This window comes from Bacillus sp. HSf4 (genome assembly GCF_029537375.1).
Lineage (GTDB): Bacteria > Bacillota > Bacilli > Bacillales > Bacillaceae > Bacillus > Bacillus sonorensis_A.
Map to the genome: position 1 here is coordinate 495,983 of NZ_CP120679.1, position 22,915 is coordinate 518,897.

The 22,915-nt window shown below is 46.5% G+C and carries 21 protein-coding genes; 9 read left to right on the top strand and 12 right to left on the bottom strand.

Annotated elements, in window-relative coordinates; genetic code table 11:
• Positions 1-144: 144 nt before the first annotated feature.
• The 5 genes from P3X63_RS02470 to P3X63_RS02490 are packed head-to-tail and all read right to left on the bottom strand — an operon-like array spanning position 145 to position 3,254.
• The gene (locus P3X63_RS02470; protein WP_026585881.1) at positions 145-417 is read right to left on the bottom strand and encodes a DUF4176 domain-containing protein; all 273 of its coding nucleotides are present in this window, start codon (positions 415-417) and stop codon (positions 145-147) included.
• Positions 404-1,108: a hypothetical protein gene (locus P3X63_RS02475; RefSeq protein WP_026585882.1), complete on the bottom strand. Its 705-nt coding sequence runs from the start codon at positions 1,106-1,108 to the stop codon at positions 404-406. Before P3X63_RS02475 ends, P3X63_RS02470 begins: the two co-directional genes overlap by 14 nt.
• Positions 1,109-1,130: 22 nt before the next feature.
• Positions 1,131-2,558 carry a ribonuclease YeeF family protein gene (locus P3X63_RS02480; protein WP_236251167.1) on the bottom strand — a complete coding sequence of 476 codons (1,428 nt, stop codon included), beginning with the start codon at positions 2,556-2,558 and terminating at the stop codon, positions 1,131-1,133.
• A gap of 16 nt (positions 2,559-2,574) precedes the next feature.
• The gene (locus tag P3X63_RS02485) at positions 2,575-2,853 is read right to left on the bottom strand and encodes a YwqI/YxiC family protein (RefSeq protein ID WP_277692418.1); all 279 of its coding nucleotides are present in this window, start codon (positions 2,851-2,853) and stop codon (positions 2,575-2,577) included.
• 14 nt (positions 2,854-2,867) lie between these two features.
• Positions 2,868-3,254, bottom strand: a complete 387-nt coding sequence (locus P3X63_RS02490) for a YwqH-like family protein (protein ID WP_277692419.1) — start codon at positions 3,252-3,254, stop codon at positions 2,868-2,870.
• A gap of 501 nt (positions 3,255-3,755) precedes the next feature.
• Here P3X63_RS02490 and P3X63_RS02495 point away from each other — a divergent pair.
• The 7 genes from P3X63_RS02495 to P3X63_RS02525 all read left to right on the top strand — a co-directional run bounded on the left by P3X63_RS02495 (position 3,756) and on the right by P3X63_RS02525 (position 12,250).
• The gene (locus P3X63_RS02495; protein ID WP_277692420.1) at positions 3,756-4,745 is read left to right on the top strand and encodes a substrate-binding domain-containing protein; all 990 of its coding nucleotides are present in this window, start codon (positions 3,756-3,758) and stop codon (positions 4,743-4,745) included.
• Complete coding sequence (locus P3X63_RS02500; RefSeq protein WP_347176595.1) at positions 4,738-6,501, top strand: cache domain-containing sensor histidine kinase; 1,764 nt, start codon at positions 4,738-4,740, stop codon at positions 6,499-6,501. The genes P3X63_RS02495 and P3X63_RS02500 overlap by 8 nt, the downstream gene beginning before the upstream one ends.
• Positions 6,494-7,690 carry a response regulator gene (locus P3X63_RS02505; RefSeq protein ID WP_277692422.1) on the top strand — a complete coding sequence of 399 codons (1,197 nt, stop codon included), beginning with the start codon at positions 6,494-6,496 and terminating at the stop codon, positions 7,688-7,690. Before P3X63_RS02500 ends, P3X63_RS02505 begins: the two co-directional genes overlap by 8 nt.
• 127 nt (positions 7,691-7,817) lie before the next feature.
• Positions 7,818-8,894 (top strand): multiple monosaccharide ABC transporter substrate-binding protein, encoded by a 1,077-nt coding sequence (gene chvE / locus P3X63_RS02510; protein ID WP_026585887.1) that lies wholly within the window; start codon positions 7,818-7,820, stop codon positions 8,892-8,894.
• A 4-nt stretch (positions 8,895-8,898) separates the two neighbouring features.
• The gene (gene mmsA, locus P3X63_RS02515; RefSeq protein WP_077735724.1) at positions 8,899-10,467 is read left to right on the top strand and encodes a multiple monosaccharide ABC transporter ATP-binding protein; all 1,569 of its coding nucleotides are present in this window, start codon (positions 8,899-8,901) and stop codon (positions 10,465-10,467) included.
• Positions 10,442-11,653: a multiple monosaccharide ABC transporter permease gene (gene mmsB, locus P3X63_RS02520; RefSeq protein ID WP_277692423.1), complete on the top strand. Its 1,212-nt coding sequence runs from the start codon at positions 10,442-10,444 to the stop codon at positions 11,651-11,653. The genes mmsA and mmsB overlap by 26 nt, the downstream gene beginning before the upstream one ends.
• Positions 11,654-11,821: 168 nt before the next feature.
• Positions 11,822-12,250: a YwqH-like family protein gene (locus P3X63_RS02525; protein ID WP_277692424.1), complete on the top strand. Its 429-nt coding sequence runs from the start codon at positions 11,822-11,824 to the stop codon at positions 12,248-12,250.
• 42 nt (positions 12,251-12,292) lie between these two features.
• Here the strand turns inward: P3X63_RS02525 and P3X63_RS02530 are convergent, their stop codons facing one another.
• Together P3X63_RS02530 and P3X63_RS02535 are read right to left on the bottom strand one after the other, a co-directional pair.
• Positions 12,293-13,564, bottom strand: a complete 1,272-nt coding sequence (locus P3X63_RS02530) for an MFS transporter (RefSeq protein ID WP_026585890.1) — start codon at positions 13,562-13,564, stop codon at positions 12,293-12,295.
• Between the two features lie 15 nt (positions 13,565-13,579).
• Positions 13,580-14,497 (bottom strand): bifunctional helix-turn-helix transcriptional regulator/GNAT family N-acetyltransferase, encoded by a 918-nt coding sequence (locus tag P3X63_RS02535; RefSeq protein ID WP_277692425.1) that lies wholly within the window; start codon positions 14,495-14,497, stop codon positions 13,580-13,582.
• A 288-nt stretch (positions 14,498-14,785) separates the two neighbouring features.
• On the opposite strand from P3X63_RS02535, the gene P3X63_RS02540 reads away from it, so the two are divergent.
• The gene (locus P3X63_RS02540; RefSeq protein ID WP_277692880.1) at positions 14,786-16,858 is read left to right on the top strand and encodes a beta-galactosidase; all 2,073 of its coding nucleotides are present in this window, start codon (positions 14,786-14,788) and stop codon (positions 16,856-16,858) included.
• A gap of 17 nt (positions 16,859-16,875) precedes the next feature.
• Here P3X63_RS02540 and P3X63_RS02545 read toward each other — a convergent pair whose 3' ends face one another.
• The 4 genes from P3X63_RS02545 to P3X63_RS02560 all read right to left on the bottom strand — a co-directional run bounded on the left by P3X63_RS02545 (position 16,876) and on the right by P3X63_RS02560 (position 20,554).
• Positions 16,876-17,043 carry a hypothetical protein gene (locus P3X63_RS02545; protein WP_179115664.1) on the bottom strand — a complete coding sequence of 56 codons (168 nt, stop codon included), beginning with the start codon at positions 17,041-17,043 and terminating at the stop codon, positions 16,876-16,878.
• Between the two features lie 87 nt (positions 17,044-17,130).
• The gene (locus tag P3X63_RS02550; protein WP_026585893.1) at positions 17,131-18,276 is read right to left on the bottom strand and encodes a phytase; all 1,146 of its coding nucleotides are present in this window, start codon (positions 18,274-18,276) and stop codon (positions 17,131-17,133) included.
• 201 nt (positions 18,277-18,477) lie between these two features.
• A complete protein-coding gene (locus tag P3X63_RS02555; protein WP_026585894.1) occupies positions 18,478-18,951 on the bottom strand; it encodes a GyrI-like domain-containing protein in 474 nt (157 codons plus the stop codon).
• A gap of 112 nt (positions 18,952-19,063) precedes the next feature.
• Entirely contained in the window at positions 19,064-20,554 is a 1,491-nt protein-coding gene (locus tag P3X63_RS02560) for a peptide MFS transporter (RefSeq protein ID WP_026585895.1), read from the bottom strand.
• Positions 20,555-20,841: 287 nt separating this feature from the next.
• On the opposite strand from P3X63_RS02560, the gene P3X63_RS02565 reads away from it, so the two are divergent.
• Positions 20,842-22,578, top strand: coding sequence for a right-handed parallel beta-helix repeat-containing protein (locus P3X63_RS02565; protein ID WP_026585896.1), 1,737 nt, complete (start codon positions 20,842-20,844; stop codon positions 22,576-22,578).
• A gap of 28 nt (positions 22,579-22,606) precedes the next feature.
• Here P3X63_RS02565 and P3X63_RS02570 read toward each other — a convergent pair whose 3' ends face one another.
• Positions 22,607-22,870, bottom strand: coding sequence for a YczF family membrane protein (locus P3X63_RS02570; RefSeq protein ID WP_256860222.1), 264 nt, complete (start codon positions 22,868-22,870; stop codon positions 22,607-22,609).
• Between the last annotated feature and the right edge of the window lie 45 nt (positions 22,871-22,915).

The following is a 22,915-nucleotide window of genomic DNA, read 5'->3' on the forward strand; positions in this document are numbered from 1 at the left end:
TCACCTGCCTTTTATCAATTGATGTGAAAGAACAGAGAATACCATTTCGGCTGATGAAAGCTATAAAATAACGTCAGGTAATTTCTGCTCTGAATTTGAAAATTAGCATAAGAGAAAGCATCCCGAGTGAGATGCTTCGTGTATTCAATCATTAATCGCTTCAGCCAGAACTTGCTGAAACTCGATTTCTTCTTCGTCTTGGTAGCCTTCGAAAATTACTTTCTCAATGTCTGAATGGTTAAAAGCAAAGGTGTAGTCGGGATTAATGTAGCCTTCAGGGTAGAAAACGCCGATATAGTCAAACATTTTTGGATCCTCGCTGACAACGATCTGTTTTCTTCCGTAGATCATTAATTTTTTTGATCCACCTTGAAGTAAGACGATTGAGCCGGAGGGCAGTAAGTTATTTTCGGCCATGGCTGTATTTCCCCTTTCTTAAATGTTTGTCGATGATGTCTTGGTTGGCTCTAATAAAAAAGTATTGATGAAAGAATTTGACTCCAAAATAAATAAAAAAACAAGCAAGGAACAAGTAAATATAACTCATAAACAGGGTAACGATAGAATCAGAAAAGCGAAAGATGAACTGGGCGATAATATAACCTAATCCTGGTCCTATGGTTAGCAAGTAGGTTCCCCAAGCTGGACTGCCTGTCCGTTTTTTTTGGAAATTTGGAAAAACAATAAGGTAGTATCGAATAAATCCTAGAATGATCATGATACAGGCTAATAAAGAAATCATGAAAAATAAAAGGTTAAAGCCTAATGCTGAAAAGGCATATTTCTGTGAAAGTACAAAATAACAAAATGATAGTACGGCACCAGTTCCACCTTTATACAGAGTGAAGTGCAAATTATTACGATAACTTGGCTTCAAAAACATGACAATGACTGTCCATATGTTAATACCTAGCATAAAAGGCAGTGCTATCATCATGAACATTTTTTCACCATTTGCTATTAATGGTCCACCGCATATGATATCTAAAAACAAAATAACGAATCCAAGCATCGTCAGTTTATCGTCTTTTGAGCTGGAAGCCGTAAGATGGGTTTGAATGTCAGAAGGTAATTTACCGTATTTAGTATTCTCCTTTAATTTGAGCAAGGTTTCTTCACCAGCCTTTTTCTTATTTAAACCACCCTGCTACTGTTTTTAAACCAGATTCTACAGAATCTTTTGCCATATCGGTTATGCTTTTTTTGTCCTTACCCCATTTAACTCCGCCTAGAAGTTCAGATATACCGATTGTAGCCATAAGTGATACACCAGCAGCCGCTATAACAGGGGCTCCACCCGCAATTAATAACGCACTGGCTACAGCACCTACCCCTAGTGTCGCGGCACCTATTCCCACGTCAACAGTAGCATCGCCAACCGTTTTTTCAATAGGAGCATCATCATTGATATTATGAATAAGGTCTTCGCCAGTTGTAATGGCAACGCCTGCCCAGCCGAGCTTGCTTTTCATAGCGCTTTTGAAAGCAGATGAGGGACGAGTTAATTTTGCAATTTCAGGGTTGTTACCAGCCTTCACCTGGGATTTTATCCATGATTCATCATAACTTTTCCCTTTTAGTCCTATGGCTTCTCCGTTTTTCACTTTATAACGTCTTAATTCTGTTCCATCTTTTTTGAATTTTACTTTTCTCTCAATCTTTACTCCATCTTTCTTAACATGCTTCACACTCTTCCCAAAATCCGTCGCAGCAGTAGTCGTCCCATACAAACTTCCTGCACTAGCTACAGGATACGTCAAATCGACTTCAAACGGAAATTCTTCTTTTGCCGCGTCATCAATTTTGCCTTCTTCGTCTTTTTCTCTAAAGCGCCCAAGCATCTTTTCCATCGGTGTTTCGCCGGTGTCTTGCACTCCGCCTTGCAAGCCGCCGGAAGCCTGATTGATTGTTGAGTCGTTTGGCGCTTCGAGGATCGATCCGCTTTTATATTGAGAGATTTCAATCTTCGGCCCCGTATACATCTTCTCCAGTTGCTCGATGTACTGCTTCATCGTGTCCAGGTCTTCTCGCGCGTTTTTCAGCGCGTTTGTCTGTTCGCGGTCGAAGGTGTGGAGCTTTTCGATCGTCTCGCTGATTTGTCGTTGGGCTTTTTTGGCGTTTTCGTTGACGGCGGAGTCGTCGAGATCGGGCAGGTCGACGATGTTTTTGACGGTTAGCATTGTCATATTGGCTTTTGCCGTGAGTCTGGCTGTCAGCGATTCGGCTTGGCTGACACCGTCATGGAGTTCGTGTTCGAGAAAGCTTTGCGAGATAAAGCCGTTTTCGGTTGGCTCCAAGGATTGGAGGGCGCTTTTCGTCTTTTCTAAAATTCCTTTATAGTCGGAGATAAAAGATTCATAAAAAAGAAGAAAAGTGGTGTGGCACTCTTCATAGAAGGAACGGATCGCTTCGCCTCCCGCGCCTTTTAAGGCGTCGTCAAGGGATGTGATGCCTTTGACGCTTTGTTTGACTTTGGCAATGTCGCTTTCCTGGTTTTTTAATTCAGTCAGCGTCTTGTCAAGGCCGTTTTGAAATGCCTGAACATCTAGTGTTTTCAATCCGTATCCCTTCCTTCTACTTCGTTTTAATGGATGATGCCAGCTTTTTGTCTGTATCTTTCATCGTCTCTACCGCTGATTCGGTTTGGATGATTTGTTTGGAGAGAGCCGAAGCGTAGGCTTTTGTCAGCTTTTGTAAATCTTTGTTCATGCCTTCGATTTTTTTGACGACATCGAGATGGTTTTTGCCGCTGATGTCTGTCGGTACGCTCGACTTGATTCCCTGTGCGGAATGCTTCAGCTGTGAGAGTGTGTGCTTGACTTCACCGGAATTGACTTTGATTTCTTGGCTCATGCTTCCAACTCCTTTTAATGTCGCGATTGTTTTTCTTCTTTTTCCAGCTTCTCAATTTTCTTTTTTAATGAGCTGATATCTTGACCGAGTGAATGTATTTCATCGTTTAAAGAGTTGATGCGCTCGTTTAATTTTTTAAACACCTCATTCAATTGTTTGCCGTAAATATCATTGTAGGCTGTTTTCATATCGCTTCTGACGCTTTTAAAAGAATCGGCAAGGCTGCCCTGCCATGTCGTCGAAGACAGACCGGGCTTTTTGATGCTGCTTTTCGAATCGGAGAATTCTTCTTTTATATTTGTTAATTCAGATTTGCAATGTTTCAGCTCTTTCAGCTGTTCTTTTTTGATGACAAGTGTACCCTGCATACCATACAGGACCGTTTTTTCCCAGATGATCATGGTCTGCCACCTCCCGGCGATTTGATTCAAATGGCCTGTTGGAAATCGTCCGATAAAGGACCTTATTAATGTTACAACATGGTATAAATGAGTTGAATAGGAAAAATGTACCGTGAACAAGGGATGAAACCCGCTGGAAATATGGGTCTATTCCTTATCCTGACTGCGATTTTGGACTTTTTCCCATTTTTGAATAAGGTTAAAAGACTTAGTTCCTGAGACCTTGTTTTTTATCATATTTATTTTCCGTTTCGCAAATTTTAAGGTTATTTTAAGAAAAAGGTGATCTTTCAAGAGGCTCAACAAGGTTTTTCGCGGAAAATGTCAAATAGATTAGATATTTCGTATGAACAAGGGGGGATATTTGTCTGTTTGTGATGAAAAAAGGGGACAGGCGGGATTCTGTCAAAAGTCTCAGTTGGATTCCTAACCAATTCGCTGTCATATACATGCTCAACGGATTTGAAACTGTCTAGTTCTCCGGACAACAGGGGGATGAAGATGAAAAAGCTGCTGGTTGTTTATGCGGTCATGCTTTGTTTGTTTTTTCTTTACGTATACGATTATTCCAAGAGCGACCAAGCCGGTTCCACCGCGCGGGAAAGCGGTCCTTTAACAGGAAGTCTCTCGGAAAAGTATGTGATGGTGACGTTTCAGTCAGGCATTGAATATTGGAAAAGCGGTTTGAAAGGCTTTGAGGATGCTGCACAGCTTTTCAACGTCTCTGTCGAATACCGGGGGGCGGCCCGTTACGATGTTCATGAGCAGACAACTGTGCTCGAACAGGTGATCGCGAAGAAGCCGGCGGGGATCGCCGTTTCCGCGATCGATCCCGAGGCTTTGAACCCCGTTATTAATAAAGCCTGTGAGCAGGGCATTCCGATCGTTTTGTTTGATTCGGACGCTCCTTTCAGCAAAGCGCCGACATATATCGGCACGAATAACAGGGAAGCGGGCGCTGCCGCGGCTGAACAAATGGCCGGGCTCTTGAACGAAAAAGGCGAAACCGCCGTCATCACCCAGCCGCGCCAATATAATCAGCAGGAGCGGACGAAAGGTTTTAACAAAACGATCGAACAACGATATCCGCACATGAAAGTGTCCGCTGTTTTGGACGGAAAAGGGGATGAATTGACATCGAAAAAAGAGGCGGAAAAGATTTTGCAAAAAAATCCGAACATCAAAGGGATTTTCACGACCGAAGCGAATGGAGCGAGCGGGGTGGCGCAGGCCGTAAAAGCGGCGGGCCTCGAAGGAAAAGTCCAGGTCATAGGCTTTGATAAAGATAAAAAAACGCTGGACGGCATTAAAGACGGAACGATTGCCGCCACCCTCGGGCAGGATACATGGCAGATGGGCTACTGGTCGCTTCATATGCTGTTTTTCTTAAGCCGCCATTTAAAAAGGGCGGATTCACTCCCGGCATCGATCGACACCGGGATCACCATCATTACGAAAAAAAATGTGGAAGATTACTATGCGAATGATTAAAAACGCGATCAACAATATGCCGATCCGCTATAAACTGATCAGTCTTCTCTTGTTAATCAGCATGCTGCCGACGATCGGCCTCGGCATTTTGTCGGCCTGGGCGGTGGAAAGTATTTTTGAAAAGCAGATGATCGATCATACATTGCAGCTGATCGGTGAAGTGAATAAAACGACTGAAGTGTATGTCAGCCACATGCAGAATCTTACATATTTAATTTCGACGAACGAAGAAATGGAAGCGTTTTTTGACCATCAAAAAGGCGACGGGGAAGCGGATTATAAACGGCGAAAGTTTTTGCAGGGGCTGACCTCCTTATATTCTGAAGCCGCGGGAATTCTCGTCGTCAATGACGAGGGTGAGATGATCACAAATGAGATGTATAAACGGACAGAGACGGATTTGACAAAGGAGTCCTGGTATCAGGCGGCTGTGAAAAATGAAGGCATTTTTAAGATGATTGGAAAGCCTGTGAACCGGAATGTCAGAAGCCATGTCAACTACAGAGAAGATGAAGTCGTCTCAGCCGTCAGAGCTGTAATTGATCCTGAGACGCAGCATGTCAAAGGCGTCGTGTTAATCGACTTGAAGCTGCGCGTTCTGGCGGAAGCGACGAAAAACATCCGTTTGGGGAAAACGGGCTATTTGCTGATCATGGATGAAAACGGCGGTAACATTTATTCGCCTGAGGCTTCAAAGCTGTTTTTGCCGAAACAATGGTTTCAGCACCAAAGCTCAGGCCATTTTTCAAAGCGGATTAAAGGGGAGGATTACCAGCTTATTTATGAAACATCCGCTTTTACCAATTGGACGACAGTCGGGGTCTTCAAAAAGAGCGAACCGGTATTTGAAGTGAAAGAAATCCACTTGTATGTGCTCTTGTTCTTGTTGGCTGCCGGATTTTTGGGACTGACGGCTTCCTATTATTTATCCTATTCGATGTCCCGGCCGATTTTAAAGCTGACTTCTTTTATGCAGAAAGCCGAAGGCGGAGACTTTTCGACGCTTTATCAAGAGAACCGGCAGGATGAAATCGGCCTTTTAGGTAAGAGCTTCAACCGTTTGATGCTCAGGATCAAAGAGCTGATGTTTGTGACGGAAAAGCAGGAGCGGCAAAAAAGGGAAGCGGAGCTCAGGGTTTTGCAGGCGCAAATCAATCCGCATTTTCTGTACAATACGTTGGATACGATCAATTGGATGGCGAGGAAAAAAGGGGCGGAGGAGGTTACCGATTTGGTGCAGGCCCTATCAAAGCTGTTTCGGATATCGCTGAGCAAGGGCCGGGACATCATTCCTTTAGCGGATGAATTCGAACACGTCGAAAACTATTTAAAAATTCAAAAAGCGAGATACCGCGATAAACTGAATTATTCGATTGAAAGACTTGAGTTTGCAGGCGATCGGCTGATTTTGAAGCTGGTGCTTCAGCCCATCGTTGAAAACGCGATTTACCATGGGATCAAAGAAAAGCGCGGACCTGGGCATATCCGGATCATTGGAAAGGAAGAAGACGGCTGTCTGACGATAAAGGTCGAAGATGACGGAGCCGGAATGGATGAACACACATTAAACAAAATCAATGAACAATTTAAAAAGCGGGAAAATGCGACCGGCTACGGCATGATCAATGTCCATGAACGGATCGCCCTCACCTTTGGAGAGCCTTTCGGTTTAACGGTTGAAAGCCGGAAAGGGGCGGGCACCTCTGTTTTGATTCGGCTGCCGATTTTGATTAAAGGAGGGAAAGGACTTGAGTGAACAATGGCGGGTGCTGATTGCCGATGATGAACCGTGGATTCGGGAGGGTATACGGGATGCTGTGCAATGGGAGCGATATGATATGAATGTGTCGGCCGAAGCGGAAAACGGGGAGGAGGCGTTTGAGCTTGCCCTGCAGTACAAAATTGATCTATTGATTGTCGATTTGAACATGCCGATCATAAACGGATTGACGCTGATGAAAAAGCTGCGCCGGGAGCTGCCGCTGTGCCGGTTTGTCATTGTAACGGGCTATGACCAATTCGCATATGCCCAGGAAGCGATCAGGCTGAATGTCGATGATTATCTGTTGAAGCCTGTCCATCCCGGGCATTTGGAAAAGGTGTTGGAAACGATCATGAGCTCGCTTGCAGCAGAAAAAAAGAGACGGCATGAGCAAAAGCTCGCTGAGGAGCATATTCAAAAAAACCTTGATCTGCTTAAGGAGCATTTTTTCAACGACTGGGTTCAGGATCAAGTTGAAGAAGAAGAGATATCCCGGCAGCTCGAATGTCTCAAGCTTCCAGCCCGTTTACCGGAGATGCTCGGTGTTGTCGGCACCGGACATTTACAGATCACTCCAGCAGCTCTTGTGAAAGAAAAAGTCGAGCAATTTTTTAAAGAAGAAGCGGTGAAGGCCGTTTTTTCCAGTGATGACCGCCTTGTCGCCATTTGTGTTTGGCGCCTGATCACAGAAGAAGAACGGCGGACGCTTGAAGCGTTCATTCAATCTGAGCTTGAGGTCAGTGCAGCCGCCTGTTTTATCAGTCTTGCACAAGCCTGGCATTCGCTGCCGCAAGCCTACAAGGCTTGCAGACAAAAGGTTTCCCAATCTTTCAATCTCTCCCCGGTCGTGGCGCGGGCGAAAGAATATATGCAGAAGCACTTCGCGGAAAGGGAGTTTTCTTTAATGGAGACAGCTAAAGCCTTGCAAGTTTCCTCCGTTTACCTGAGCCGGACGATGAAGCGGGAGCTGGGCATGACATTTGTCCAGCTTTTGACGGAGATGCGCATGCAAAAAGCGGCTTACCTTTTGCGGACAACCTCTCTGGCGATCCATGACATTGCCGAACAGACAGGCTATGATACACAGCACTATTTCAGCACCGTGTTTAAAAAAACAATGGGACAGTCGCCGAATCAGTACCGGCGGATGTCGGGAATGGAACAAACAAGGGGAAATTTGTAATGTAAGCGCTTTAAAAAAGTCTGTTTTTTATAAAAATAGTTAATTAATTCAAAAGACGAAGGGCAGAAAGTCATGATACAGTTGGCTTGATTCATGATGGGAGAAATCAAAAAGGGGGATTTCAGACATGAAAAAGTGGCTTGTGATCATGGCGGTGATCTTTTGTTTTATGTTGTCGGCCTGCTCCGGCAATCAGGCAAGCGGAGGAGGAGAGAAGGGCTTTGTCGGAATTTCGATGCCGACAAAGTCATCGGAACGCTGGGTTTATGATGGGAAGTACATGGTGAAGGAATTTGAAAAGCTCGGGTATAAAACAGATCTGCAATACGCTGAAGACGTTGTTGAGAACCAGGTATCGCAAATTGAAAACATGATTACAAAAGGCGTCAATGTCCTTGTGATCGCTTCAATTGACGGCGAAGCGCTGACAGACGTCCTTGAAAAAGCGAATAAACAGGATATCAAAGTCATTTCTTATGACAGGCTTCTGATGAACAGCAAGCATGTCGACTACTATGCGACATTCGATAATCGCAAGGTCGGCGAGCTTCAAGGGAAATATATTGAAGAAAAGCTCGGCTTAAAGGACGGAAAAGGGCCGTTTAACATTGAACTGTTCGCCGGCTCGCCGGACGACAACAACGCGCATTTCTTCTTTGAAGGCGCGATGTCCGTCTTGAAGCCTTATATCGATTCAGGGAAGCTGAAGGTATTGAGCGGCCAAACCTCATTTGAGCAAGGAGCAACACTGCGCTGGGACGGAGCGACCGCGCAAGCGCGCATGGACAATCTGCTGAGCGCCCATTACACAAAAGCGAAGCTGGATGCGGTGCTTTCACCTTATGACGGGATCAGCATCGGAATCATTTCTTCATTAAAAGGAGCCGGCTACGGAACCGATGAAAAACCGCTGCCGATCATCACTGGACAGGATGCCGAGCTTGCTTCCGTCAAATCGATTATCAAAGGACAGCAGACATCGACCATCTTTAAGGATACGAGAGAGCTGGCGAAAAAAGCCGTTGAGATGGCGACATCGGTCTTAAAAGGTGAAAAAGCGGAAGTCAATGACACCAAGACTTATGACAACGGAGAAAAAGTCGTCCCATCTTACTTGCTTGACCCTGTCGTCGTCGATAAAGAGAACTACAAAGAGGTGCTGGTTGAAAGCGGTTACTATAAAGAATCGGAATTAGGGAAGTGATGTCATGTCCGATTGCATATTGGAGATGAGAGGGATCACAAAGGAATTTCCCGGCGTCAAAGCGCTGAACAACGTCCATCTCCGTGTCAAAGCGGGGGAAATCCATGCGCTTTGCGGAGAGAACGGTGCGGGCAAATCGACGCTGATGAAGGTGTTGAGCGGCGTCTACCCGCATGGCACGTATGCGGGGGATATTTTGTACCAAGGGAACGTCTGTCGGTTTAAAAATATTAAACAAAGCGAGGAAGCGGGGATCGTCATTATCCATCAGGAGCTGGCGCTCGTCCCCCAGCTTTCCATTGCCGAGAATCTCTTTTTGGGAAATGAACAGGCGCAAAAAGGCGTCATCGATTGGCGAAAGACAAAGCTTGAAACACTTGAACTGATGAAAAAGGTCGGTTTGGCAGAGCCGGCCGATACACTCGTTTCACAAATAGGGGTCGGAAAACAGCAGCTCGTCGAAATTGCCAAAGCGCTGGCGAAAAAGGTGCGGCTGCTCATATTGGATGAGCCGACGGCCGCGTTAAATGAGGATGACAGCGAAAATCTGCTCAACCTTTTATTGGAGCTGAAAAAACAAGGGATTACTTCAATTATGATTTCTCATAAGTTAAATGAAATTACAAAGATCGCGGATTCAATCACTGTGCTGCGCGACGGGCAGACGATCGAAACGCTTGATGTCCAAGGCGGAGAACTGACCGAAAACAGAATCATCAAAGGCATGGTCGGCCGCGAGCTGCAGAACCGCTATCCTGAAAGACACGCTGAGATCGGCGAAGTCATATTTGAAGTAAAAGAATGGAATGTTCACCATCCCCTGAGGCCTGACCGGAAAGTGGTCAGCGATGCCAATCTGTCTGTCAGAAAAGGGGAGATCGCAGGAATCGCGGGATTGATGGGGTCAGGCAGAACAGAGCTTGCGATGAGCATTTTCGGCAAGTCGTACGGAAAAAACATATCCGGCACACTTATTAAAGATGGACGACAACTAAACATCCGCCATGCCGGGGATGCGATTCAAAACGGCATCGTCTATGTCACAGAGGACCGGAAAGGCAACGGCTTGATTTTGATGGACAACATTAAAGGAAACATCACGCTGTCCAAGTTGAACAAGGTGGCGAGCGGATTGGTGATGGATGAACGGCGCGAGAAACATGAAGCAGAACGCTTCCGCCGGAAATTAAACATCAAGACGCCGGACATTTATCAGACAACCGGCAATTTAAGCGGGGGGAACCAGCAAAAGGTGATGCTGAGCAAGTGGATTTTTGCAGAGCCCGATATTTTAATCCTTGATGAACCGACGCGCGGCATTGATGTCGGCGCCAAATACGAAATCTACGGGATCATCAATCAGCTCGCTGAGGAAGGAAAAGCGGTGATCATCATATCATCGGAGCTTCCTGAACTGCTGGGAATGTGTGACAGAATTTATACGATGTGCGAAGGCGAACTGACCGCCGAGTTTTCAAAGGAAGACGCCAGTCAGGAGACGCTGATGAAATATATGACAAACCGGATCAAGAAAGGGGGAGAAGCGTATGCAGACACCGGTGCAAACGGATAAAGGCCAGACGGAGAAAGGGTATGCGCAGATCTTTCGCGACATGTACAAGCAAAACATCCGCAAATACAGCATGGTCATTGCGCTCGTGTTTATCATGCTGCTTTTTCAAATCCTGACGGACGGGATTTTGCTCAGGCCGTTAAACATTACAAATCTGATCTTGCAAAACAGCTATATCCTCATTTTGGCGATTGGCATGATGCTCGTCATCGTAACAGGACATATTGATTTATCCGTCGGATCGGTGGCCGCCTTTGTCGGAGCGGTATCGGCGATGATGATCGTCGAAAACGATATGCCGATGTTTGCAGCGGTTGTGCTGTCGCTCTTGTTGGGAGCGGCGATCGGCGCCTGGCAGGGGTTTTGGGTCGCGTATGTAAAGATTCCGGCTTTCATCGTTACATTGGCGGGAATGCTGCTTTTCAGAGGATTGACGATGATCGTGCTTGAAGGAAAGTCGATCGCCCCGTTTCCTGTACCCTTTCAAAGAATGGCTTCAGGATTTATCCCAGACTGGCTGAACGGAGGCATGCTCCACATGACGACGATAGTCGCCGGAGCCGGTATTTCGATTCTTTATCTAATCTATCAGGTGCAGCAAAGAAACATGCAGAAGAAATTCCAATTTGATGTGCAGGGAAAAGGAATGTTTGCGGTCAAAATATTTTTTATCATCGCAATTATTAACCTTTTTACCTATATTCTCGCCACTTATGAAGGGATACCGATCATTTTGATCACCATGTTTATCTTAATTGCCGCCTACACGTTTTTGATGAAAAGAACCGTCATCGGCCGCAGAATCTATGCGATCGGCGGAAACGAAAAAGCGGCTGAGCTTTCAGGGATCAAAACAAAGCGGCTGACCTTCATGGTGTTCGTCAATATGGGTGTCCTCGCCGCGCTTTCCGGGCTGATATTTGCCGCCCGATTGAACGCTGCCACGCCGAAAGCGGGCAACCTGTTTGAGCTTGACGCGATCGCGGCGTGCTTCATTGGCGGCGCATCGGCCTACGGCGGAATCGGCACGATCGGCGGGGCGATTATCGGCGGCCTCGTCATGGGAGTCATGAACAACGGCATGTCCCTTCTCGGCCTCGGCATTGACTGGCAGCAGGCCATTAAAGGGCTTGTCCTGCTGATTGCCGTCGCGTTCGACATTTATAATAAAAACAAAGCATCATAATCTTAACGGATCGTTTCGAAGCTTTTTCCATTCGGGAAAAAGCTTTTCTTTTTGGAAAAAGATCGTTTAGAACTATTTTTTAGTCATACTTTCCGCTTTATAATATCAATCATGGCAAAAAATCTTTTCGGCAAACCTTGGCTGAAAGTGTGAAGAGGTGACTATTCATTGGATGTTGGCCAAATGATCAAGCAGGCCCACAGCGGCATTTCCCAGCAACTGCAAAACGTTGAAGAGAAAATCTCCAAGCTGGAACGAGCGCGGCAGAACATTGAGAAAGAACAACGGATCAGCGCTTCGGACATCAAACAAATCCTGAAGCCGGAGCTTGGCGCACATTGGACAGGCCGTCGTGCAGAAGCATTTTTTGATGAGCGGGACAGCGCCCACACCGCGATGTACCATGTCGTCCATGACGATTATGAGAATTATATTGATTCGATTCAATTGCAGATTAGTCGGTTAAAGGCGGAAAAAGCGGGGTTGCTGGTCGAACAAGCGGATGTCGTAGGCACACAGGAGCTGTTCGAAAAAGGAGGGGCAACCGTCCACCTGATCGAACATAAAGTGGAGCAATTTAAAAAGTGGATATTTTAATAATGAAAGCCTGTTTTTGACTGAACAAAAACAGGCTTTTTTTCAGCTTTGCTGGACGGAATGAGCATCGGCATCCAGCGGATGATTGCTTTTTTTCGGTTCAGGCAGCAGGATGTTCAATATGCTGGCGCCCGCCAAAATGATAATCGAAAGGTAGAAAGCCACGTTGTAGCTGCCTGTCTGGCTGTACCAAACACCGGGCAAATAAGATCCAAGCGCAGAACCGATCTGGTGGCTGAGAAACAGCCAGCCGAGAATGAATCCGACCGAATACTGCTTAAAATACTGGGTTGCGAGCATTTGTGTCGGCGCGACGGTCGCAAAGTCAACCAAACCGAACAAGATCGCGAAGCCGAGCAGAAGCAGCGGCTGATGGCTTGACAATAGGATGACAAGGGACAATGCGCGCACGGCATATAAAAAACATAAAATTTTTCTGCTGCTCCAGCGGTCGGCGACAACCCCCGAGATCAAAATGCCGATGATGTTAAATCCGGCGAGCAGGCTTACGGCGGCGCTGGTGACATGGGTTGAAAATCCGTGGTCATGTGAATAAGGAATCAGGTGGGTATCCATTAAACCGGTCGTCGTAAACCCGCAGATCAGAAACGGCAAGATGAGAAACCAAAATTTTCTGCTGAGAAATACGGCTCGGTACGGAATTTTGCCGGGCTGATCAGGTGCATCATCCTTTTTTTCTTCCGCAGGAAATCCGCCGATCGGCTCCGCGTTTTTTTCTGTAGGATGGTTTCTTAAAAACAATAAGACGATCGGAAACACGATTAAAATTAAAAATATCCCTAGGACAATAACGGTGATTTTCCAATTGAACCAGTGAATCAGCATGAGCGATCCCGGCACCAGCAGCATCTGGCCCGCGCCGAACCCGGCCTCCATGATGCCGAAAGCGAGTCCGCGCCTTTCATTAAACCAATTGGTGACGATGACGGTTGAGGCGACATTCGACGCCCCGCCGACTCCGAGGGAAGCGATGACCCCGTACAGAATAAACAGCTGCCACGGCGAAGTCACAAGGTATGTAAAGAAGATGCTTAAGCCGACAAGGAGCGTGCTCAAAGACAGAATGATTCTGGGGCCGAACCGGTCGACTAGCTTGCCGATCACCGGCTGGGAAATCCCGTAGACAATAAAGCTTAATGTGGAAATCAGTGAAGTCGTTCCTCTGTCCAGAGAAAAATCTCTTTCCCACGGTTCAATAAAGGCGCCGAAAGAAAGACGAACCCCTTGGACGGCCAAAAGCGTCAAAAATGTCACAAAAACGATAATCCAAGCGTAGTGTAGTTTCCGTTTCATAAATCCTCCCATTTATTAGGCCAGCTCTCGATCCCAGCGTTCTTCCTGGAGCTTTTGCCCCCATAATACAGCTTCATCTTTGATTTCCGTCAGTCTGAAGCCGAATTTCTCATATAAAGGTCTGGCTTCGGCCATTGTGCTGACCGTCCAAAGATAGATCCGCGCAAATTTTTTTCGCTCGCAATAATCGGTCAGCTCCTGCAGCAGACGCGTGCCGACGCCTTGCTGGCGAAACGCGGAGTCGACAAGAAACCATCTGAGCTGCACCGTGTTGCCGGGATGCTTGACAAGCCCGACAGATCCTGCGAATCTTCCGGCGCTTTCTGCAATCCAAATCTTTTCAATCTCAGCGTCAAATGTTTCATGAAGGTAGTCTAAAAATGTCTCGTCCCAGCCGTGTGTCTCGGCATAAAACGCCCGCTGCTTTTCAATCATCAGCTCGATGTCGTCCGACAGATAGTAGTCTCTGATCGAAATCGCCGCTTTTTCCGGAGACAGGTGATCCGACAATATGGATTCGACCGTCTGCATCGCATCGGCCAGCTTGTTTTGATAATGGCCGTCCACATGTTTCAGCATATATTCAATCTGCTGATTCGCTTTCGCCTCCAGCTTTTTGTAAATCGTCTCGCCGAACTCTGTTAAATAAATATAATGGTTGCGGCTGTCTTCCTCGCTTTTCTGTTTGTACACCATATTTTCTTTTTCGAAGCGTTTGAGGATTCTGCTCACATAGCCGCGGTCCAGGCTGAGCGTATCCTGAAGCAGCTTTGCCGTGCAATGAGTGGTGTTTTTGATTTCAAACAGGATCCGGGTTTCCGTTAAGGAAAACGGACTGTCATAAATGTGCTCATCAAGAAAACCGAGCACGTTCGTGTAAAATCGATTGAACTTTCTGAATTTTAAAGTGATAGAATGATTGATTTCCGTCATCTAAGAACCTCTCTCCCTGTAAATCGTTGCTTTAATCAATTTATAATAAAATAGTTGCTTAAGTCAAGTGTATGAAAAGAAAGTGAAAAATGTTAATGATTGATTATATTTTACAAATAAAGAAAAACAAATTCAATCATCCCGGAAAATTCATCCAGTAAGCAGGAAAGGCGAATGAAGGGGGAGTATATAATCTAAAAATAGCAATCTCTTCAAAGTGTTTCACTTCGTGCGCCCTTGTCTGTTTCCGCGTCATTTAAAAACGAGGAAGAAAGGATGAAACATGAGATGGTTCAATCATTTCCCCCGATCAGCCCGAAAGTTCCCCGATTATTGCACGGAGCCGATTACAATCCCGATCAGTGGCTCCGATATCCGGACGTTTTAAAAGAGGATATCCGCTTAATGAAGCTGGCCCGCTGCAATGTGATGTCAGTCGGCATTTTTTCCTGGGTTTCCCTTGAGCCTGAAGAAGGCCGGTTTACATTTGACTGGCTGGATCAAGTGCTGGATGTTTTCAAAGACAATGGCATTTATGCATTTTTGGCTACGCCGACAGGCGCCAGGCCGGCCTGGATGTCAAAGAAGTATCCGGAAGTGCTGAGAACGGAGAAAAACAGAGTCCGCAACCTTCACGGAAAACGGCACAATCATTGCTATACGTCTCCTGTCTACCGGCGAAAAACGGCGATCATCAATGGCAAGCTTGCCGAACGGTACGCAAATCATCCTGCTGTGATCGGCTGGCACATCTCCAATGAGTACGGAGGAGAGTGCCATTGCGAGTTATGTCAGGAAAGTTTCAGAGAATGGCTTTTGGCGAAATACAAAACGCTTGATCAGCTGAATCACGCATGGTGGACGGCGTTTTGGAGCCATACTTACACAGACTGGGGGCAGATTGAATCACCGGCTCCGCACGGCGAGGATGCCGTACATGGCCTGAACCTGGATTGGAAGCGCTTTGTGACAGACCGGACGGTTGATTTTTGCCGGCATGAAATCGCCCATGTCCGCTCCTTTAACCCTGAGCTGCCTGTCACGACGAATTTTATGGGGACGTATGCAGGCTTGAATTATTGGAAATTCGCCGACTTGCTCGATGTCATCTCATGGGATTCCTATCCGGCGTGGCACAACAATTGGCAGGAAGACGCGAAGCTTGGCGCCGATATCGGCTTTGTGCATGATATCAACAGGTCTTTAAAGGGCGGTCGGCCGTTCATGCTGATGGAAAGCACGCCGAGTATGACGAACTGGCAGGATGTCAGCAAATTGAAGCGTCCCGGAATGCATGAGTTGTCGTCATTGCAGGCGGTCGCGCACGGATCGGACACCGTTCAATACTTTCAATGGAGGAAAAGCCGCGGATCAAGCGAAAAGCTCCATGGCGCCGTCGTCGATCATGAAGGAACTGAGCATACGCGCGTTTTTCAGGATGTGAAAAAACTCGGCGACAAGCTCGCCAAACTCGATGAAATCTCAGGAACGACAGTGGAACCGGAGACCGCAATCATTTTCGATTGGGAAAACCGCTGGGCATTGGAGGATGCACAAGGGCCGCGCAATATCGGTCTTCATTATGAACGGACGGTTAAAGCATTTTATGAACCGTTTTGGCAGAAGGGTGTTCCGGTCGATGTGATTCATATGGAGGCGGACTTATCCCGCTATAAGCTGGTGATCGCGCCGATGCTTTACATGCTGAAAGAAGGCGTGGCTGAAAAAATCGAACGGTTTGTGGAAAACGGCGGTACGATTGTCGTGACATATTGGTCAGGCATTGTAGATGAGCATGATCTCGCGTTTCTCGGGGGTTTTCCGGGGGGCTTGAGAAAAACGCTCGGCATCAGGTCTGAAGAAATCGATGCGCTTTACGATGGACAGACGAATCAAATGGTTATGGCGGAAGACAACCGGCTCGGTCTTAGCGGGTGTTATGAAGCCGCTGAGCTTTGCGATTTGATCCATTTGGAAGGAGCTGAAGCGCTCGCTCATTATGCAGAGGATTTTTATGCGGACCGTCCGGCGCTGACCGTCAACTTGTTCGGAGCGGGAAAAGCTTATTATATCGCTTCACGGAATGAAACAGCTTTCCAAGAGGCTTTTTTGTCAAAGCTGATCGAAGATACAAAAGTTGCCAAAGTGCTCGATACAGAGCTGCCAAAAGGCGTGACAGCCCAGCTGCGCACAGACGGCGGGCATGACTACATTTTCCTTCTGAATTTCACGGCACAGCAGCAAAGTGTCGCTCTCCCGGAAGAAACATTTACAGATGTATTGAAAGGAACGAGAAAGAAAGGAGTCCTCAAACTGCCTTCATACGGCACCGCTATTTTAAAACGAAGCCGGCAGGATTGACGCCGGCTTCTTCATGCTCATTTCTGCACCCGGCTCCGCGTTGTGCAGTATGCGGCAAGCAGCAAGAAGACGATGGCCAGCGCGAAAGCCGGCACGCCTTGATGAAAGACATACAAGAACAGCAAATTTGATAACACGGCCAATAGAATAAAAAGAACAGCGCAGAAAGGTAAACGCAAAGTCATCCCCCCATTTCCCCCTCATGTTAACATGTGAGGGGAAATGGGGGGAAGGGTTCTAAGCAGGAACCTCCCACACGCGGGACTTAGTCTTTATTTGGCGCGGTTTTTCAGGTTGCGCGGATCGACCTGATTTTCTTTGTGGGGGACCGCGTCTAATGGTGCAGCGATTTTTTCCCAAGAGACGATTTTGAAGTTTTGATTGACAGCTTCTCCATTTTCGATATTTTCTCCGTCCTGTGCGATAAAGATGCCATAAGGGTATTTTTTGCCGAGGCCGAAGCCGAGGACATCGATTCCATCTGTATCGCTTGTCCCGTCAATTTTTTTGCCGTCGCCAATCGAAAAGGCCCCGACATACTTGTTATGCCCCGCACGGTCATAGATGGCGTACCGGTTATCACCCTGGCTTGAAGCGATCAAATAGCCTTTTCCGTCCGCGCCGTAATAAATGGTCAGCCCTTCAATATCTGCGGTTAAATGGTTTCCGTCGGCGCGATCGACCACTTTCCCGTTTTCACCGCCGTTCGGTTCGGCGCTGAATTTCCATATAGCTACATTTTCCTCGGCGATGTACATGGTGCCGTATTCATCATCGGCCACAAGTCCTTCCGATTGCGAATTCATTTGAAAGGCGCGTACCTTTTTGCCCTCGACTTGACCTTTGCCGTTGTCAATCAGCTCGTACTGTTCAAATTCACCGGTTTTCCCCGTCACCATCGCGTAAAATTTCCCGGTTTTTTGGCTGTGGTATAAGCTGAACCCATAGACTTCATCAATGGATGTTTGAATCGGTTTTTTCGGATTGACGATTGATTTCAGCTCGCCTTGCTTTCCGTTAAACGAGTAAATTTCAACCGTGTTTTTGCCGTCCGACCTGTTGGAAGCGCCGACAATATCCACTTTTTTGCCCCCGAGCGGAAAATTGTAGCGAAGATCGACATTATTCAATTTTCCAAACGCAAAGGATGAAATCTGTTTTCCATCCAGGTCGTAAACAATTAATCCAGACTTTTTATTCGTTGTGATGAGTTTGCTGTTTTCAGGGTGTTTCGCATCAACCCAGATGGCGGGATCGTCTGCGGCGTCATCGGCGGTTTCCACCGGCTCCGTCTCGCAATCGGCCGTCACTGTAAACTCATGATGCCAGGCTGCCTCTGCCTTTTGCAGGCTGAGGTATGAAGGGGTCAATAAAGCTGCTGTGAGCGCTGATGCTGTAAGTGTCTTGTAAAAATTCATACTATTACCTCCTTTTTGATATGTTCGATAATAGCAAATTTATACAAATAGCAGATTGAGAAATTGTGAATTTTTCATTAAGTGCTAAAAAACGAATCGATGGGATCAAGCAGAACCGTCTATGAAATTTGCAGCAATGGCGCGTTTCAAAAAATGATTCAGAAAGCCCGGCCTTTTTTCAAGAGGCCGGGCCGTACATGTTCAGTGTGTCTTCTCGGATGTGACAGGGATGTATATATCAAATTCAGGTTCATTTAAATCTTGATTCATCGGGTAAAATTCCATGTGTGTGAAAGCTTCTGTGTTTACTTCATAGCCCTGATCTCTCACCCATTGATAGGCTTTTTGATAGGTTGCTTCTGGAAGCTCGTGTCGGGGATGCCAAGTATGTGCGTATGTCTGAGGAGGGACTTGAAAGCTGATCATTCCTTCCGGAAGGGTGTCAGCCCGCCCATCCGTTTCCATTAAGATATAGAAAGTGAATCCTTCTCCGCCTTGATGGTTTGAAATGGCCCACATCCCCCTGTCCTCCCGAATGCCGCTTATTTCTCCGTAACGGTTCCTCAAGCGCCGGATGATGCCGTGCAGCTTTTTCGCGCGGGCTTCTTTAAATGTAACGGTTTGTGTAAAGCCGACACCGGTAAATCCGCATTTTTCTATTTTTTTGATGTCCAAGCCAGCTCCTCCCATTCTTTAAAATATCATTCAATTATTCTCTAAACAAAAAGCGAATCCTTCAAATAGACAATAAAAAGCAGCCTGCCGCAATGACAGGCTGCTAGATTGTTTATTTTACACCCTTCATAAACTGCTGAATTTTCGGTGAAAGCATAAAGAGAAGGACGCCTAATAGAATCGCTATGCCGCCTATGATGCCGAAGTAGGCGATTTCCGTATCTTCGCTGTAAAATCTGACGACCTGAGCGTTGATGGCCTGTGCGGAGGCGTTTGACAGGAACCATAAGCTCATCGTCTGCGCCGAGAAAGCCGCCGGTGCAAGCTTTGTCGTTGCTGACAGACCGACTGGCGAGAGACACAATTCTCCAAGCACGACAATCAGAAAGCTGAGCACAAGCCACATAGGATTTGCCAGTGTTTCAGTGCCGTTGATGTAGGCAGGGAAAATCATGACGATGAATGACAAGCCCGCGAACACGAGGCCGAGAGCGAATTTCGTCGGTGTTGCCGGCTGCCGTTTTCCAAGCCGCATCCAGATCCAGGCGAAAACAGGCGCCAGTGCGACGATGAACAATGGATTCAACGACTGGAACCAGGATGAATGCAATTGAATCCCTAAAAATTCTAAATGAGTGCGTTTATCCGCGTAAGTAGCCAAAATATTTGAACCCTGTTCCTGAATCGCCCAGAACATCATGGACGCGATAAAGAGCGGAATATAGGCGACTAGACGTGAACGTTCATCAATTGTCGTTTTGGAGCTCTTATACATCACAATGAAATAAATGAGCGGTATCAAAATACCCAAAACGCTGACGATCATAGTAAATAATTTGATTGTCATAACGCCGGTCATGATTAAATAGCCAAAGACCACAGCGATAATCAGTGCGCCTATTCCGATGCCCCCGAACACTTTTTTCCTTTCGGCAGGTGTCAGCGGATTCGGTACTGTTCGTCCCGCAGGTCCGAGGCTTTTCTTTCTCGTCGCGATGTAAGTGACGAGTCCGAGAAACATTCCGATGGCAGCAAGGCTGAATCCAAGGTGGTAGTTATAGGTTTGGCCGACGGTTCCGACAATGATCGGTGCGAGGAATCCGCCAAGGTTGATGCCCATGTAGAAAATACTGAAACCGGAATCGCGACGTGTATCCTCAGGGCTGTACAGGTCGCCGACAACGCTTGAAACGTTTGGCTTCAAAAGGCCCGTTCCGATAATGATCAGGAACATGCTGATGAAGAAAGCTGTAACACTTCCCGGGAAAGACAAAAGAATGTGACCAAACATGATCAATACACCGCCATAAAATACGGTGTTTGCCGTTCCAAGGAGCCTGTCCGCTATCCAGCCGCCGATAATTCCCGACATATAGACGAGGGAGCCGTATACGGCCATGATTGAGTTGGCTGTCGTCTCACTAAAGCCGAGACCGCCTTTCGTCACTTCGGTATACAAGTAATAGATAAGGATGGCTCTCATTCCGTAGTATGAGAAGCGCTCCCAAAATTCGGTGAAAAATAGAGTGAAGAGACCGCGGGGATGTCCAAAAAACCCCTTTTGCGGAATGTTTTGAAAAATTTCTTTTTGATGATTTGACATTCGCAATACTCCTTCTTTTCTGAGCTTATAAAAATCATATTCTTATATAATGTTCGTGTCAATACACCTTCGAATGATTTGTCATTCAGTAGATGGCGAGACATGCTTTAGAAGCGCTTTATACCAAGTCTTAAAAAAGTTTTCCAAGAAAGTCTATATTAAAAGATTTTTTAATAAAATTTTATCTATTTTTGTACAAGCAAATTTGCTCAATTTGCATATACATGTTAAGAAAAGGTTTTCAGGAAGGAGGTAAAAGCAGCGTGCTGCAGCAGCAACCCGAAGAGATGTGGATGACTGTTGTCGATGTGACCAAATTTGGAGCGGTCGGCGACGGTCAAACGGATTGTACAGAGGAAATCAATGAATGCTTAAGGTGGACAAAGTCTATGGGCTACAGCACTGTCTGGATCCCAAATGGCACGTATTTGATCGACGGGACGCTCAATGGGGATCAGGCGTTTCCGTTTCGGAATGCAGGAATCAATGTTCCAAGCGATATCACGATTCTAATGGATGCTGAAGCCGTTATCAAAGTCAAACCTAACCGTTCATGGGGGTACTCTGCTTTTTATATAGGCGGAAGATCCAATATTAAAATTTCCGGGGGCAACATCATAGGGGACAGAGATGAACACACGTATACCCCGTCACCGAGGCCGACCCATGAATGGGGCTTTGGCATTTGTATCGAAGGGTCTAAAAATGTGCTGGTCGAACATGTAAGAATCGCCGATTTCACAGGCGACGGCTTGATTATCAGCTCCGGCGGCCAGAACTATCAACCTTCCGAGCATATCAAGGTCATCGATTGTGACATCAGGCGTTCGCGAAGAAATAACATCTCGATCACAGGCTGTGATTTTGTCCTTGTCGAGAGATGCAGGATCGAGGATGCCGGAACAGGCAATGGGACAGCTCCGCGCTTTGGCATCGATATCGAAGGGTACAGTGAAGGAGACATCGTGTATGAAGAACCCGTCAATGTGACGATACGAAACAATTCTTTTAAAGGCAATGTCAAAAGCGCGGTCTCCAATTACAATGGAACATCCGTTTTAATCGAAGGCAACTTTGCCGACGGAACGATATCTTATGGCTATGGGACCCGGACGACGATCGCAAACAATGTGATCAAGAAAAATGCTGAAAACAGAGAGCAGACAACAGGAATTGCCGGTTTGGGGACCGGGGTTTTGGAAGAAAGAAGTGACGCGGTGATCACAGGTAACTTGATTTCCGGGTTCTCGACAGGTATGGACCTTCGCGGAAAAAGCATTCTCGTCACAGGAAACAAGATTCAAGGCTTTGAAAACACCGGAATCCTTGCTTATCAAGCCTCGGATACTTTTATTGAAGGTAATGATATTGAAAACGGCATCGGGGAAACAAAGAACGGCACTGCTTTTGGCATCACACAGTCAGACAATATCATCTTTTCCAACAATAAGATCCATCATGTCATGCTGGCGGTGAGAAGCACAGGCACTGATGTCGAGATCAAAGACAACGTCATCAGGCAGTTTTCCAGAGGCATCTGGGTGTCACAGGGAAACGCGGTCATCGAAAATAATTCTATTTCCCCGGCGGGGTTTCAAATCGCCCCCGAATCATATGCCATTTCCGTTACAAACACGGCCTCTGTCACCATTCGGCATAACACCATCTCCCGTTTTAAAAACTTCCCGATCTACTGTACGACAAATCAGAAAACGAAAATCATCAGCAATATCATTGAAGATTCACCGCTCATCGTGACGGTGTTCCTTTCCGCAGGCTCCCATGAAATAACAGGCAACTCGATTACGCTCGCCAGACCGTCGGGACCGGCGATGGTCCTCTATCTCAGCCAGTCGCAAGGCTCCTCTATCATAGATAACACCATCCAGAGTCAAACGGCCGGCAGGATCACAGCCATCCAAACCGATACTTCAAGAAATTCGCTGATCGCTGGGAACACGATCATCAATGGGATGATCCATTCCCATCCGACCGATACGGTCAGCGGCAATATCGAGGTATGACAACATAAGCTCCCTGTTGTCGGGGAGCTTATTTTTTAGGTTGTTTTTTTCTCTTGCTCATCGCATTATCGATCGCCTCCGCTAAAACAACCAATATATAAAAGAGGACCCATTCGCCCACTTCCAATATGGCAAACGTCAGATTATTGTGCAGGGCTTCAGGCAGATTCATTCCCTGCCATATGTCAAGCAAGACGGAAAAAGTCATCAGACAAAAGAACAGCAAAATCGTTATACCGATGAGTTTCACTTTCGACCACGCTCCGTTCTCCGTTATGTTTTCTGTTTTCATAAAGCGTTATTCGCAGGGAATAGTATAAATGTACTTTTGTCAAGG

Coding starts and splice junctions, on each gene's coding strand:
- P3X63_RS02470 (WP_026585881.1), bottom strand. CDS start 417: ATGGCCGAAAATAACTTACTGCCCTCCGGCTCAATCGTCTTACTTCAA.
- P3X63_RS02485 (WP_277692418.1), bottom strand. CDS start 2,853: ATGAGCCAAGAAATCAAAGTCAATTCCGGTGAAGTCAAGCACACACTC.
- P3X63_RS02490 (WP_277692419.1), bottom strand. CDS start 3,254: ATGATCATCTGGGAAAAAACGGTCCTGTATGGTATGCAGGGTACACTT.
- P3X63_RS02495 (WP_277692420.1), top strand. CDS start 3,756: ATGAAAAAGCTGCTGGTTGTTTATGCGGTCATGCTTTGTTTGTTTTTT.
- P3X63_RS02500 (WP_347176595.1), top strand. CDS start 4,738: ATGATTAAAAACGCGATCAACAATATGCCGATCCGCTATAAACTGATC.
- chvE (WP_026585887.1), top strand. CDS start 7,818: ATGAAAAAGTGGCTTGTGATCATGGCGGTGATCTTTTGTTTTATGTTG.
- mmsA (WP_077735724.1), top strand. CDS start 8,899: ATGTCCGATTGCATATTGGAGATGAGAGGGATCACAAAGGAATTTCCC.
- mmsB (WP_277692423.1), top strand. CDS start 10,442: ATGCAGACACCGGTGCAAACGGATAAAGGCCAGACGGAGAAAGGGTAT.
- P3X63_RS02530 (WP_026585890.1), bottom strand. CDS start 13,564: ATGAAACGGAAACTACACTACGCTTGGATTATCGTTTTTGTGACATTT.
- P3X63_RS02535 (WP_277692425.1), bottom strand. CDS start 14,497: ATGACGGAAATCAATCATTCTATCACTTTAAAATTCAGAAAGTTCAAT.
- P3X63_RS02540 (WP_277692880.1), top strand. CDS start 14,786: ATGGTTCAATCATTTCCCCCGATCAGCCCGAAAGTTCCCCGATTATTG.
- P3X63_RS02545 (WP_179115664.1), bottom strand. CDS start 17,043: ATGACTTTGCGTTTACCTTTCTGCGCTGTTCTTTTTATTCTATTGGCC.
- P3X63_RS02550 (WP_026585893.1), bottom strand. CDS start 18,276: ATGAATTTTTACAAGACACTTACAGCATCAGCGCTCACAGCAGCTTTA.
- P3X63_RS02560 (WP_026585895.1), bottom strand. CDS start 20,554: ATGTCAAATCATCAAAAAGAAATTTTTCAAAACATTCCGCAAAAGGGG.
- P3X63_RS02565 (WP_026585896.1), top strand. CDS start 20,842: ATGTGGATGACTGTTGTCGATGTGACCAAATTTGGAGCGGTCGGCGAC.
- P3X63_RS02570 (WP_256860222.1), bottom strand. CDS start 22,870: ATGAAAACAGAAAACATAACGGAGAACGGAGCGTGGTCGAAAGTGAAA.